Source organism: Micromonospora sp. M71_S20, from assembly GCF_003664255.1.
In the GTDB taxonomy this organism is placed as follows: domain Bacteria; phylum Actinomycetota; class Actinomycetes; order Mycobacteriales; family Micromonosporaceae; genus Micromonospora.
Genome location: NZ_RCCV01000001.1, coordinates 80263 through 94411, shown reverse-complemented (window position 1 = coordinate 94411; position 14149 = coordinate 80263). Strand labels below are relative to the sequence as shown.

Annotated in this window: 11 protein-coding genes; all 11 read left to right on the top strand. The window is 73.5% G+C overall.

The genetic code is table 11. The annotated features are described in order from the left end of the window. Positions 1–1006: 1006 nt before the first annotated feature. The 11 genes from DER29_RS00455 to DER29_RS00405 all read left to right on the top strand — a co-directional run bounded on the left by DER29_RS00455 (position 1007) and on the right by DER29_RS00405 (position 14072). On the top strand, positions 1007–1630 hold the full coding sequence (locus DER29_RS00455) for a hypothetical protein (RefSeq protein WP_121398860.1): 624 nt from the start codon (positions 1007–1009) through the stop codon (positions 1628–1630). A 149-nt stretch (positions 1631–1779) separates the two neighbouring features. Next, positions 1780–2241, top strand: coding sequence for a DUF948 domain-containing protein (locus DER29_RS00450; RefSeq protein ID WP_121395288.1), 462 nt, complete (start codon positions 1780–1782; stop codon positions 2239–2241). Between the two features lie 27 nt (positions 2242–2268). Continuing rightward, positions 2269–2574 (top strand): hypothetical protein, encoded by a 306-nt coding sequence (locus DER29_RS00445; protein ID WP_121395286.1) that lies wholly within the window; start codon positions 2269–2271, stop codon positions 2572–2574. Beyond that, positions 2571–5249 (top strand): alanine--tRNA ligase, encoded by a 2679-nt coding sequence (gene alaS, locus DER29_RS00440; protein ID WP_121395284.1) that lies wholly within the window; start codon positions 2571–2573, stop codon positions 5247–5249. Before DER29_RS00445 ends, alaS begins: the two co-directional genes overlap by 4 nt. Positions 5250–5321: 72 nt before the next feature. After that, entirely contained in the window at positions 5322–5783 is a 462-nt protein-coding gene (gene ruvX, locus DER29_RS00435) for a Holliday junction resolvase RuvX (protein WP_121395282.1), read from the top strand. Beyond that, positions 5780–6982, top strand: a complete 1203-nt coding sequence (mltG, locus tag DER29_RS00430; RefSeq protein ID WP_121395280.1) for an endolytic transglycosylase MltG — start codon at positions 5780–5782, stop codon at positions 6980–6982. The genes ruvX and mltG overlap by 4 nt, the downstream gene beginning before the upstream one ends. After that, on the top strand, positions 6982–7806 hold the full coding sequence (locus tag DER29_RS00425; RefSeq protein ID WP_121395279.1) for a shikimate dehydrogenase: 825 nt from the start codon (positions 6982–6984) through the stop codon (positions 7804–7806). The genes mltG and DER29_RS00425 overlap by 1 nt, the downstream gene beginning before the upstream one ends. Positions 7807–7960: 154 nt before the next feature. After that, complete coding sequence (locus tag DER29_RS36045; RefSeq protein ID WP_121395277.1) at positions 7961–9661, top strand: glycosyl hydrolase; 1701 nt, start codon at positions 7961–7963, stop codon at positions 9659–9661. Positions 9662–9882: 221 nt separating this feature from the next. Next, the gene (locus DER29_RS00415; RefSeq protein ID WP_121398858.1) at positions 9883–11811 is read left to right on the top strand and encodes a hypothetical protein; all 1929 of its coding nucleotides are present in this window, start codon (positions 9883–9885) and stop codon (positions 11809–11811) included. A gap of 94 nt (positions 11812–11905) precedes the next feature. Then, a complete protein-coding gene (locus DER29_RS00410) occupies positions 11906–12457 on the top strand; it encodes a DapH/DapD/GlmU-related protein (RefSeq protein WP_121395275.1) in 552 nt (183 codons plus the stop codon). Continuing rightward, positions 12450–14072, top strand: coding sequence for a lipopolysaccharide biosynthesis protein (locus DER29_RS00405; protein WP_121395273.1), 1623 nt, complete (start codon positions 12450–12452; stop codon positions 14070–14072). The genes DER29_RS00410 and DER29_RS00405 overlap by 8 nt, the downstream gene beginning before the upstream one ends. The last annotated feature ends 77 nt before the right edge of the window (positions 14073–14149 follow it).

Below are 14149 nucleotides of genomic sequence, written 5' to 3'. Positions count from 1 at the left end.
CGCCCGCCCCACGCCGGCCGGTCCACCGCCGCCGACCGGCGCCCCGACCCCAGCCGGCCGGGCCCATCCCGACCCGACCCGCCCCGACCCCACCCCGGCCGGGCCCGCGCGGGGTGCCGCCCGTCCCGACCCCGGCCTGGCGGGTCCGGCGCGTCCCGACCCTGGCCTGGCGGGTCCCGCGCGGGGTGCCGCGCGTCCCGACGCAGGTCCCGCCCGGGGTGCCGCGCGTCCGGACGCAGGCCTGGCGGGTCCGGCGCGTCCCGACCCTGGCCTGGCGGGTCCCGCGCGGGGTGCCGCGCGTCCCGACCCTGGCCTGGCGGGTCCCGCCCGGGGTGCCGCGCGCCCCGACGCCGGCCCGGCCGGGCCCGCGCGGTCCGTCGCGCCGTCACCCGGCAACGCCACCGGGCCGTCCGCGGCCGGGCCGTCCACGGCCGCCGCGAGCCCGAGCGCGCCGCCCGGTCCGCGCCGACCCGGGCCCGGCCCGCACGGCCACGAGGCGCCGTCGGGCCTCGCCGGTCCGGGGGCGAACCCGTCCGCACCGGGCGGGGCCGGACAGACCTCGCCCGGCCCGGTCCGTCCGGCCGCCACTCCGCCGGGCCCGGCCCGGCCCGGTGCGGGTTCCGGTGCCGTCCGGCCGCCGGTCGGCGGGCGGGAGCGGCCCGAGCCGACGTCCGGCGAAGGGCCCCGACCCGGCCCCGTCGGTCCGCCCGGGGTGGCCCGGGCGGCTGCCCCGGCGCCCCGCCCCGGGCCCGACGACCGCGCCGCCGGCCGGGCGATCCCGCCACACCGCGAGCCGGGACGGCCGGAGCCGTCCGGCGTCGCGCCCGTGCCGCCGCCGGGCGCCGCGGGCGAGCCGGTGGTGGCGCGGGCCGCCGCGGCGGTCGTACCGCCCGCCGAGCCGGCCGACGGAGCGGCGCTGCGCCGGCCCGCGGAGCCGGAGTCGCCGGACGACGACGCGGCCGGCCCCGGCGGGCTGCGCGGCGCACGGTCCGAGCTGCGTCGCCGGATGCGTGAGCGGCGGCGGCTGCGGATGGGCATCCTCGCGCTGGTCAGCGTGGTGCTGCTCGGCGCGATCCCGCTCTACTTCGGCATCCGCACGCTCAGCCGCGATCCGGTCTTCGACACCCTGGACGAGCTGGACGTGCCGGGCTGGGCGGCGGTGCAGACCGTCGACGACGTCAGCGGCAGCCGGTGGTGTCTGCTCGACTGCCGCCTGCGCGAACGCACGGCCACGTCCGAGCGGTCGCCGGCGGAGACGGCGCAGGTCTACGAGCGGGCGCTGGCCGACGACGGTTGGCGGCCGTGGACGGTGAGCCGCTGCCCCGAGCAGCCGGCGAAGGGGAGCTACACGTGCTGGCGCCGGGACGAGCTGACCCTCGACCTGTGGGTGCGCGAGCCCGCCTGCGTGCCGCCCCCGGTGGACGGGGAGCCGGCGGTCGTGCCGTCGCCCGACCCGGCGACCGCTGCGGAGCAGTGCTCCGGCTCGTTGGTGTCGGTGAAGGTCCGCAACGCGATCGACGACGAGCGGACCCGGCCCCAGCCCACCACCGACCCGTCACTCACCGGCGAGGATCCCTTCCCGACGGTCAGCGAGGATCCGCTAGCGACACCGACACCCTCACCGTCCTGAGCCGGTTTCCATCACGGACGGTAGGGTCTGGGGCTGGCGGACCGCCAGCTCCCGCCGGCCCCTCACGGGTGCCGGACGGCGGTGTGGGCAGGACGGTCGCGCGTTCCGGGGGCGTCGGGTTCCCGGAACTCTGCTTGAGGAGGACAGGCGTGGGCTTTTTCGAGGTCGCGGCGCTGATCGCGGCGATCGCGTTCGCGATGCTGGTGTTGATCCTGACGCTGCCCATCCTGCGGCTGCGGCACACCGTGGACGCCACCACCCGGATGATCAACGACCTCAACGACCGGACCGCGCCGCTGCTCGGCGACGTGAACACCACCGTGAAGAACGTCAACACCGCACTGGAGCAGGTGCAGACCTCCCTCGACGGGGTCAACCTCCAGCTCGCCAAGGTCGACACCATGACCAGCCACGCGCAGAACGTCACCGCCAACGTCGCGAACCTGGCGACCGTCGTCTCCGCCGCCGCCGCCACCCCGTTGGTCAAGGTGGCCGCGTTCGGCTACGGCGTACGCAAGGCCGCCTCCGCCCGGCGGCACGCCGAGACCGAGCGCGAGGTGCGCGACACCATCAAGCAGCAGCGGCGGGCCGCCAAGCGCGGCAACCGCTGACCCGCCACGACCAGGAGGAGCTCGGAGATGAGGCGGTTGTTCTGGCTCGGCATCGGGTTGGCCGTGGGCGTGGTGGTGGTCCGCAAGGCCACCCGCACCGCGCAGGCGTACACCCCGGCCGGCATCGCCAGCACGGTGACCGAATCCGCTGGCGGGCTGGCGGAGTCGCTGCGTAGCTTCGTGGAGGACGTCCGGATCGCGATGGCCGAGCGCGAGCAGGAGATCCACGAGGCGTTCGCCCAGGGCGAGGCGTTCGACGACCAGTTCGCCGAGCTGCGGGAAGACCCGCGCCTCGGCGACCGAGAGATCTTTCCGGAGGAACACCAGCGATGAAGACGGCGGAGATCAAGCGGCGGTACCTCGCCCACTTCGAGGCGAACGGCCACACCGTGGTGCCGTCCGCTCCGCTGCCCGCCATCAGCGACCCGAACCTGCTGTTCGTCAACGCCGGCATGGTGCAGTTCGTCCCCTACTTCCTGGGGCAGCAGACCCCGCCGTACCGGCGGGCGGTCAGCGTGCAGAAGTGCATCCGCACGCCCGACATCGACGAGGTCGGCAAGACCAGCCGGCACGGCACGTTCTTCCAGATGAACGGCAACTTCTCCTTCGGTGACTACTTCAAGGACGGGGCGATCCCGCTCGCCTGGGACCTGGTCACCAAGTCCCAGGAGCAGGGCGGTTTCGGCCTCGACCCGGAGCGGATCTGGCCGACGGTCTACCTCGACGACGACGAGGCGTTCGAGATCTGGCGTTCGGTCGGCGTGCCGGCCGAGCGGATCGTGCGCCGGGGCAAGGCGGACAACTTCTGGTCGATGGGCATCCCCGGCCCGTGCGGCCCGTGCTCCGAGCTGTTCTACGACCGGGGCCCGGAGTACGGCCGCGAGGGCGGCCCGGCGGTCGACGAGGACCGCTACATGGAATTCTGGAACCTCGTCTTCATGCAGTTCGAGCGCGGCCCGGGCACCGGCAAGGAGGACTACCCGATCCTCGGTGACCTGCCGGCGAAGAACATCGACACCGGCATGGGCCTGGAGCGGATGGCCTCCATCCTCCAGGGCGTCGACAACCTCTACGAGATCGACGAGGTCCGGCCGATCCTCGACAAGGCCGCCGAGCTGACCGGCAAGCGCTACGGCGCGCACTCCGGCCAGGTCGCCAGCGAGTCGCACCCGGACGACGTGCGGCTGCGGGTGATCGCCGACCATGTGCGTACCGCGCTGATGCTGATCGGGGACGGCGTCACCCCCAGCAACGAGGGGCGCGGCTACGTGCTGCGCCGCATCATGCGCCGGGCGATCCGGTCGGTGCGGCTGCTGGGCTGGCAGGAGCGGGCGCTGCCCGAGCTGCTGCCGGTGGCCCGGGACTGCATGGCCCCGTCGTACCCGGAGCTGGCCGCCGACTTCGACCGGATCGCCGACTACGCGTACGCGGAGGAGGACGCCTTCCTGTCCACCCTGCGGGCCGGCACCACGATCCTGGACACGGCGATCGCGGAGACCCGCACCGCCGGCAAGCCGGCGCTGTCGGGCGAGAAGGCGTTCCAGCTGCACGACACCTACGGCTTCCCGATCGACCTGACCCTGGAGATCGCGGCCGAGCAGGGCCTGGCGGTCGACGCCGAGGGCTTCCGCCGGCTGATGGCCGACCAGCGGGCCCGCGCCAAGGCCGACGCCCAGGCGCGCAAGACCGGGCACACCGACCTGTCGGCGTACCGGTCGGTGCTCGACTCGGGCGGCCCGGTGCGGTTCACCGGCTACGGCGAGGTGTCGCGGGAGTCGACGGTGCGGGCGGTGCTCGGCGTCGACGGCCCCCGCCAGGCGGCGGTCGAGGGCGACACGATCGAGCTGGTGCTCGACGCCACCCCGTTCTACGCCGAGGGCGGCGGGCAGCAGCCCGACCTCGGCATGATCACGGTGGGCGGCGGCCAGGTCGAGGTGCTCGACGTGCAGCAGCCGGTGCCCGGGCTGATCGTGCACCGGGCCCGGGTGCTGCGAGGCGAGGTGCGGGCGGGGGAGACCGGCTACGCCGAGATCGACACCACCCGCCGGCGGGCCATCTCCCGGTCGCACACCGCGACGCACCTGGTGCACCAGACGATGCGCAACTTCCTCGGCGAGTCCGCCACCCAGGCCGGTTCGCTGAACGCGCCGGGCCGGCTGCGGTTCGACTTCAACACCCCGACGGGCGTGGCGCCGAGCGTGCTGCGCGACGTGGAGCAGCAGGTCAACGAGGTGCTCCTCGCCGACCTGGAGGTGCACGCCTTCATCACCTCGCTGGACGAGGCGCGGCGGATCGGCGCGATGGCGCTGTTCGGCGAGAAGTACGGCGAGGAGGTGCGGGTCGTCGAGGTCGGCGACTACGCCCGGGAGCTGTGCGGCGGCACCCACGTCTCCCGTTCCGGCCAGCTCGGCCTGGTCAAGATCCTCTCCGAGTCGTCGATCGGCTCCGGGGTGCGCCGGGTCGAGGCCCTGGTCGGCATGGACGCCTTCAACTTCCTGGCCCGGGAGCACCTGCTGGTGTCCCGCCTCGCCGAGCTGTACCGGGTGCCCAACGACCAGGTCGCCGACCGGGTCGAGCAGACCGTGACGCAGCTGCGCGACGCCGAGAAGGAGCTGGAGAAGCTGCGGGCCCAGCTGGTGCTCGGCGGCGCGTCGGCGCTCGCCGCGCAGGCGAAGGACGTGCGGGGCGTCGCGTACGTGGGCACCGAGGCACCGGAGGGCGCGGCCGGCAACGACGTGCGGACCCTCGCCCAGGAGATCCGGGGCAGGATCGACCCGGCGCGGCCGGCGGTCGTCGCGGTGGCGGCCCGGGCCAACGGCAAGGCGTCGCTGGTCGTCGCGGTGAACCCGGCCGCGCGCAGCCGGGGCCTGGCCGCCTCCGACCTGGTCAAGGCGGCCTTCTCCGGGCGCGGCGGGGGCAGCCCCGACCTGGCCCAGGGCGGTGGCCTGCCGGCCGCCGAGGCGCCGAAGTTGCTGCTCACGGTCGAGAAGGCGATCGCCGAGGCGTGATGCGCGCTGGCAGCGGCCAGGGCGGACCCGCGCGGTCCGCCCTGGTTCGCCATTTCGAGGGAGTCACCGGCCGTGAGTGAGTTGTCCCGGGGAGTCCGGCTCGGGGTGGACGTCGGGCAGGTACGGGTGGGGGTCTCCCGCTCGGACCCGCACGGCGTGCTGGCCACCCCGCTGGTGACCCTCGCCCGCGACCTCACGGCCGCCCCGGACGCGGTGCCGGCCGACATCGCCGCGCTCGGGGCGCTGGTGGTCGAGCACGAGGCGGTGGAGGTCGTCGTCGGCCTTCCGGTCAATCTCGCCGGCAAGCACGGTCCGGCCGCCGTACACGTGAAGGCGTACGCTGACCGACTGGCCGATGTAATAGCGCCCGTTCCGGTGGCGCTCACCGACGAGAGGATGTCCACGGTCGTGGCGTCTCGTAGGCTTGCCGAGCGTGGTGTCCGAGGTAAACGGCAACGGGCGGTGGTCGACCAGGCTGCCGCGGTGGAGATTCTGCAGAGCTGGCTGGACGCGCAGCGGAGGCGGACGCGATGATGGACGATCTTGACCTCGGGTTCGACGAGCAGGACCGGGGTGAGAAGGGCAAGCACCGGCGCGGTGCGGTGCGCAAGCGCAAGGGCGGCTCCGGCGGCGGTGGCGGGCGGGGCAAGACCGTCCTGGCGCTGCTGCTCGCCCTGGTCCTGCTGGGCGGCATCGGCGGCGGCGCCTTCTACGGCTTCGACCGGATCCAGAGCTACTTCGTCACCCCCGACTACGACGGCGTGGGCACCGGCGAGGTGACGGTCGAGATCAAGCAGGGCGCGCTGATCGCCGACATGGCCGACGCGCTGGTCACCGCCGGCGTGGTGAAGAGCGCCAAGGCGTTCATCGAGGCCGCCGAGGCGAACGCCCGTAGCAAGAACATCCAGCCGGGCACGTACAAGCTGCGCAAGCAGATGAGCGGCGAGAGCGCCGTCACCGCGATGCTCGACCTGAAGAACCGGATCGTCAACGGGATCACCATCCCGGAGGGCCGGACGGCGAAGAACATCTACAAGCTGCTCTCCGAGAAGACCAAGATCCCGGTGAAGGACTTCGAGGCGGCGGCGAAGGACCCGATCGCGCGGGGCGTGCCGGACTGGTGGTTCAAGCGCACCGACGACAAGAAGGTCAAGCCGTCGATCGAGGGCTTCCTCTACCCGGACACCTACGAGATCCCGCCGAAGGCGACCGCCGAGAGCATCATCGAGCTGATGGTGGAGAACTTCCTCAGCGTGGCCGGTGAGATGGAGTTCGCCGACCGGGTGCAGAAGGAGCGCAAGATCAGCCCGTACGAGGCGCTGATCGTGGCGTCGCTGGCGCAGGCCGAGGCCGGCCGCAAGGAGGACCTGGGCAAGGTCGCCCGGGTCGCCTACAACCGGGCCTACGGCGAGTTCCCGTGCAACTGCCTGGAGATGGACGTCACGGTCAACTACTACCTGGAGTTGACCGGCCAGGACACCAAGACCTCCGCCGAGATGACCAGGGAAGAGCTCCTCGACACGAAGAACCCGTACAGCCGCAAGCTGCGGGGGATGATCCCCACTCCGATCAACAACCCGGGCAAGGACGCCATGGCGGGAGCCATGGACCCGCCCGTGGGGAAGTGGCTCTGGTTCGTGGCGGTCGACAAGAAGGGGACCACGGAGTTCGCCGAGACCTACGACGAACAGTTGAAGAACGAGGCGAAGGCCCGGGAGAACGGCGTCATCTGATGACGGACGCACGGCGGGCGGGGGTGCTCGGCAAGCCGATCGCGCACTCCCTCTCCCCGGTGATCCACCACGCCGGCTACGCGGCGGCCGGGCTGACCGGGTGGTCGTACACCCGGATCGAGTGCGCGGCGGCGGAGCTGCCTGACGTGGTCGCCGGCCTCGGCCCGGAGTGGGCCGGGCTGTCGGTGACCATGCCCGGCAAGGAGGCGGCGCTCGCGGTGGCCGCCGAGGTCTCGCCGCTCGCCGCCGCCGTCGGCGCCGCCAACACGCTGGTACGCCGCCCGGACGGCTCCTGGTACGCCGACAACACCGACGTGGTCGGCATGGTCGAGGTGCTCACCGACGCCGGGGTGCGCCCGGGCGCGACGGTGACGGTACTGGGCGCGGGCGGCACGGCCCGGGCTGCGGTGGCGGCGGCGGGGCGGCTCGGCGCCGCTGCGGTGACCGTCGTGGCCCGCCGCCCGGCGGCGGCCGAGGAACTGCGCCCGGTGGCCCGCGCCGTCGACGTGGAGATGCGCGCGGCGGCCTGGGACGCCGCCGCGAGACGCCTCGACGCGGACGTGGTGGTCGCGACCGTGCCGAAGGGGGTAGCCGACCCGCTCGCCGGGCCGGCCGCCTGGCGGCCCGGCGCGGTGTACTTCGACGCGCTCTACGACCCGTGGCCGACGCCGTTGGCGGCGTCGGCCCAGGATGCCGGTTGCCGGATCGTCTCCGGGATCGACCTGCTCCTGGCCCAGGCGGTGGGCCAGTTCGAGCACTTCACCGGCGTCGCCGCGCCCCGGGCCGCGATGGCCGCCGCGCTGGCCGCCGCCCGCGCCGCCTGACCGACGGCTCCGGGGCGGGAGTGTCCCCTGTGGCCATCCAGGGCATCCTTAGGCGACGGTTAAGACGCGCTTAGGTCCGACTGTCGTCCCCACGTCACGCCGTGGCCGTGGTTACGCTGCTGACCGTCACCGTCCGACACACAGGGAGTACTCCTTGAGCAGGCACGGACTGCACCGCATCCCACGGCACGCCGGCCCACGGCGCAAGGCCGTCGTCCTCGGCGTGGCCGGTGCCACCGTGGTGGCCGGGATCGTGGCCACCACGATGCCGCTGCTGGCCGCCGACGACCTGTCGATCCCGGCGACCGCGGACACCACGGCGACCATGGTGCCGCAGGACGGCGACAACGGCGCGAAGACGACGCTGGCGACCTGCGCGGTCCGCTGCGACGGCAACCCGCGGGGCGGCCGGGAGGCGGTCGTCCAGTTCGCGGTGACCACCCTGCCGGCGACGGCGGTCAACGTGCGGGCCACGCTGCGGGTGCACGCGTGGCAGGAGTTCCCGGCGACGGTGACCGCGCACGCCTCCGCGGTGGACGCCCGCGCGGCACGGCCGACGCCGATGCTGCCCGGGGCGGTGCTCGACACCGTCTCCGGCGTGGCGAAGGGCTTCAACGAGTGGGACGTCTCGGCCCTGGTGAAGGGCAACGGCACCTGGACGGTGTCGCTGGCGCAGACGGGCCTGGAGAGCAGGATCTACTGGGCGTCGACGGAGAACCGCAATCCCGACCTGCGCCCGCGCCTGGAGATCCGCTACGACGTCGGCACCCGGCCCACGCCGGTGGTGACCAGCGCCGCGCCGTCGCCGACCCGGACGGTCGCGCCGAGCCCCGCGCCGCGGCCGACGCCCAGCGCCAGCCCCACCCGCGGCACCCCGAGCCCGTCGGCGAGCCCCTCGGCCGGTACGGACCGGTGCGGCGAGGTGTCGAGCAGGCTGGTGCCCTCCTGCGGCGCCTGGTGGGGGATGTACTCCCCGTCGAGCGCCGGCGACGGCTGGGACCACGGCGCGGCGGTCGCGGAGGTGGAGGCGCAGGTCGGACGGAAGTTCGACATCGTGCACCGCTACCACGACTTCTCCAACGCCGGCAGCAACGGCGCCTTCCCCGACGCCTACCAGCGGCAGCAGATGCGCGAGGGGCGGCTGATGTTCTTCGCCTGGGAGTCGCGGATCTTCTCCTCCGGCACGGTGCTGACCTGGCAGGACGTCTACAGCGGCCGGTACGACGCCACCATCGACGCGGTCGCCGGGCGGATCCGCGACACCGGCGTGCCGGTGTTCATGGGCTTCGACCACGAGCCGGAGGACGAGCCGGCCAAGGGCAGCGACGCCGACTTCGTCCGCGCCTGGCGGCACGTGCACGACCGGTTCGCCGCGGCGGGCGCTGACAACGCGGTCTGGGTCTGGACGATGATGGGCTGGTCGGGCCACTACGACCGCTACACCGGTCTCTATCCCGGTGACCGGTACGTCGACTGGGTGGGCTACGACCCGTACAACTTCCACGTCTGCAACGGCAGCAAGGTCTGGAAGAGCCCGGCCACCACCATCGGCGGCTTCTACCGCTGGCTGGACGAGAACCGTCTCGGGGTCGGCAAGCCGCGGATGCTCGCCGAGTTCGGCACCAACTTCGACGCGGCCGACCCGGACGCGAAGCGGCGCTGGTTCGAGGAGTTCCCGGCGGCGCTGAAGGCGCACCCGAAGATCAAGGCGGCGATCTACTTCAACTCCCCGGGGATGACCCGCCGGACGGACACCTGTGACATGACCATGAACCACGACGCCTCGTCGGTGGCGGGGTTCGCCCGCGCCGGCCGCGACAGCTACCTGCGGCAGCCCACCGGGGGCGCCCGCTGACACCGCGCGTTCACAGTTTCACCCGAAGTGATACGGGCGAGTCGGACATCCGACTTTCTGTGTGCGGTGTCATGTTGCTGATGCAGTGACCGCCCAATCGGCGGATATCGCCAGGCTGGGTCGACCAGGCACGCTACGCGGGTTCTCTCCCGACATGGAGGCGTAGCGTGCCCGACATCCCGCTCTCTCGGCGATCCGCCGGACTCCGCACCCGGGCGGCGGTGGTCGCACTCGTGACCGCAGCCGCCGTGCTGGCCGTCCCCACCGGGACTTCCGCCGCCGTGGTGCCGGCGCCCGAACCGGCGACCCTGGTCTCGGCCAATCCGGCCGACGCCACACCGCACGCCAGGGACGGCGAGACCCGCGCCTTCGCGCAGGTCGGCTCCACCGTGTTCGTCGGCGGCAGCTTCACCCAGATCCGCCAGACCGCCAGCGCGGCGTGGACCACCCAGCGCTACCTCTTCGCGTACGACCGGGCCACCGGCACGATCTCGACCAGCTTCCTGCCGGTGCTGGACGGCGCGGTCAACACGCTGGTCGCCGGGCCCGGCGGCACGGTGATCGTCGGCGGCACCTTCAAGACCGTCAACGGCGTCTCCCGCAAGAACCTGGTGGCGCTCAACCCCACCACGGGCGCGATCGTCGACAGCTGGGTCGGCCGCTCCGACGGCGGCACCGTCCGCGACCTGGCGCTGCACGGCAACTGGCTCTACGTGGCCGGGGCGTTCAACTGGCTAAACGGCACCGCGCACGCCGGCCTCGGCCGGCTCAACGCCACGACCGGCGCGATCGACCCGACGTTCAACGTCAACGCCACCGTCGGGCGCCACCAGACCACCTCGTACGTCTGGACGATCGACGTCTCCCCGGACGGCGGCACCCTGGCCGTCGGCGGCAACTTCACGCTCGTCAACGACCTGCCGCGCAACCAGATGGCGCTGGTCGACCTCTCGGGCACCCCGACGGTGCTCGACTGGAGCACGGAGAAGTTCGTGCCGCCGTGCGCGGCGCCGGCGACCTTCGTGCACTACGTGCAGGACGTCAAGTTCGGCGGCGACGGCAGCTGGTTCGTCGTCGGCACCAACGGCGGCGCCGGCTGGCCGGCCGCGTACTGCGACGCGCTGGTGCGCTTCGAGACGGCAGCCCGGGGGACCGGGCAGCTGGGCACCTGGGTCGACTACACCGGCAACGACACCATCACCTCCGTCGAGGTGGCCGACAACGTCATCTACCTCGGCGGGCACTTCCGCTGGCTGAACAACCCGAACGCCAGCGACACCGCCGGCAACGGCGCGATCGACCGGCTCGGCATCGCCGCGGTCACCCCGGCCACCGGCATGCCGGTCAACTGGAACCCGCGCCGCAGCGGCAGCGCGTCGATGCCGTCCGGCACCAGCAACTGGGGCTCCTCGGTGCCGGTGCTCTGGCGGGGCAGCGACGGCCTCTACTTCGGCCACAACTCCGACGGCATGGGCAACGAGTACCACGGCCGGCTCGGGATGTTCCCGCTGACCGGCGGGCGCACCATCACCCCGAAGAACGCGCCGACCGCCGCCACCGGCAACCTCTACGTCGGCACCGGCGCGGGCGAGCTGGCCAAGGTGCCGTTCGACGGCGCCAGCCTGGGCACCCCGACCACGGTCAGCCAGCCCAACTACACGGCGGCCGGCGCGACCTGGCGGGTGGCCGACCGGATCTACTGGTCGCACACCGTCGCCGGCACCCCCACCGGCAGCCGGATCGACATCTCGCTGTTCAACGGCGGCGCGATCGGCGCGCCGTGGGAGGCGTCCGGCTACAACGACTGGTTCAACCCGGCGCTGATGACCGGCGCCTTCTACCTCGACGGCCGCCTCTACTACACCCGCACGGGCGCCAACGGTCTCTACTACCGCTACTTCGAGATCGACGGCAACTACCTCGGCGCCACCGAGTTCACCCTGCCCACCACCGGGGTCACCTGGTCGGCCGTGCGGGGCATGGCCTGGGTCGCCGGCCGGGTCGTGTACGGTGCCACCGACGGCACGCTGCGCAGCGTGCCGTTCGACCCGACGGCCGCCCCGGCGGTCGACGGAACGGCGGCGACGGTGGTCCCGGCGACCGCCGGCGTGACGTGGTCAACGCCGTCGACCTTCTTCTCCGTGCAGTGACGGTCGACTGTTCGTAACGGAACATCGGTAGATTGTTCACGTTGGGCCGGCGACGGATCAGCCGTCGCCGGCCCGCACGACGTGGGGAGGGTCGTTGGTCGGCGCGGGTGGCAACCGCAGAGGGCTCGCGGTGCGGGTCGTCTTCGCGGTCAAGCGCGGCTGGTACACGCTGCGCTATCCCCGGCTGACGCTGGGTCGGGGCGTGGAGATCCGCGGCCGGATCCGGTTGCGCCGGGGCGTACGGGTGAGCATCGGTGACCGCACCCGGATCAACAAGCTGGTCCGCTTCGCCGGCCCCGGCGAGGTGCGCGTCGGTGCCGACTGCCTGTTGAACGCCACCTGGATCGGCACCTGGACGTCGGTCACGATCGGCGACCGGTGCCTGCTCTCGGACTGCGAGCTGCTGGACAACGACTTCCACAACCTTCCTCCCGAACAGCGGCACGACCCGCCCGTCCCGGCCACCCGCGCCCCGATCACGATCGAGGACAACGTGTGGATCGGGGCGCACGCCCTGGTGATGAAGGGCGTGCGGATCGGCCGGGACAGTGTCGTGGGCGCCGCCACGGTGGTCCGTACGGACGTGCCGCCGCGGGTCGTGGTCGCTGGAAATCCACAACAGACGGTGAAGAAGTTCCATGACTGACGCTTCCCCCGGTACCTGGCCCACGGACGTCCCCGCCGGCGGTGGCGGCACACCGGGCCGCACCGTCACGCTGACCGACCTGCTGCGCGTCCCGCTGCACCGGATCCGCCTGGTCGGGGCCGTCGCCGCGATCGGTCTGCTCGCCGCGCTCGGCTACGTGGTGCTCGTACCGGCCGCCGTGACCGCCAGCGCGGTCGTGGCGGTCCGCCCCGTCGTCACCGACGCGTTCACGCCCAGCGGCGCCAACGCCGACCGGGCGGTGAACATGAACGTGGAGAGCGGCATCGCCACGGGCACCGACGTGGTGCAGCGGCTGGCCGACTCGGGGGACCTGGACCCGCGCGAGGTGCGCGACGCGCTGGAGGTCGAGGTGCCCACCGGCGGGCAGATCCTGCGCTTCGTCTACCAGGCCCCCACCGCCGAGCAGGCGGTCGAGGGCGTCAACCTCGCCGCCCAGGCCTACCTCGACGTGCGCCGCACGATGTACGAGAAGCAGCGCGAGGAGATGCTGCGCTCGTACGACGAGAGCATCGCCAAGGTCGCCGCCCAGCAGGCCGCCCTGCAGAAGCGCGTCAACAACGCCCGGGAGGGCGCCGTCGACGCCGCGGTGACCGAGCTGACCGGGATCAACAACCAGCTCACCCAGCTCAACGCCGCGCGCACCGAGATCGCCGCGGTCGACGTCAACCCCGGCTGGGTCACCCAGACCGCCGAGCGGGCCCTGGCCTCCTCCGCCGGCAACCGCCCGCTCTACCTGCTCGCCGGCCTGCTCGGCGGGACGCTGCTCGGCGTGGTGCTCGCGTACGCCTGGGAGTCGATGGACCGGCGGATCCGGTCGGTCGACGACGGCCGGGACGCCATCGGGCTCCCGCTGCTCGGCACGGTCCGCAGCCGCCGGTGGCGCGGCGGCAAGGAGGCGGTCGACGCCGACATCCGGTACGTGGCGATGGCCATCGCCGAGCGGGTGCGCCAGCCCGCCCGGGTGTCGCTGCTGACCGCCCGCGAGGAGGACCCCACGGCCATCACCGCCGGGCTGGCGGTGGCGCTGGCGGCCGTCGGTCGGGAGGTCTTCGTCGCCGACGACAGCGGGCGCGCCGAACGGCTGCGCACCACCGTGCTCGCCGACCGGGAGCGGCTGCCCGCCACGGCGGACCCGTCCCGCCCGCTCGTCCCGAAGCCCCGGCCGGCCGGCTCGACGACGGACGGCAAGAGCGGCGGCACCCCGGAGCCGACGGCGGCCCGACGCCCGTCGCCGCACCCGATCGGCGCCCGCCCGTCCACCGACCCGGACGCCACGCTGACCCTGCCCCGGGTCACCTCGACGGCGACCGGCGGGAACGGCAAGGTGGCGAGCACCGACCCGGTGACCGTGGGCGCGGGCAGCGTCCGGTTCGGCACCTGGCGGCAGGGCGCCGACCACAGCCTGGTGCTGTTCAACGCCCCGCCGGCGGAGTCCGACGAGCGCGGGGTCGCCGTCGCCCGGCAGGGCACGGCGGTCGTGGTGGTCGAACAGGACCGGACCCGGCAGGGCGACCTGCGCCGCCTCGTGGAGCGGCTGCGTGCCGCCGGGGTCACCCCGCTCGGCTTCGTGTTGACGCGCAGCGGCCGGGGCTGATCCGTGCCGGTCACCCGCGCGCCGGCGACGACCGAGCCGGGCGGCGGCCCGGGCGCCGCCGCGTCGCTGCCGCAGCC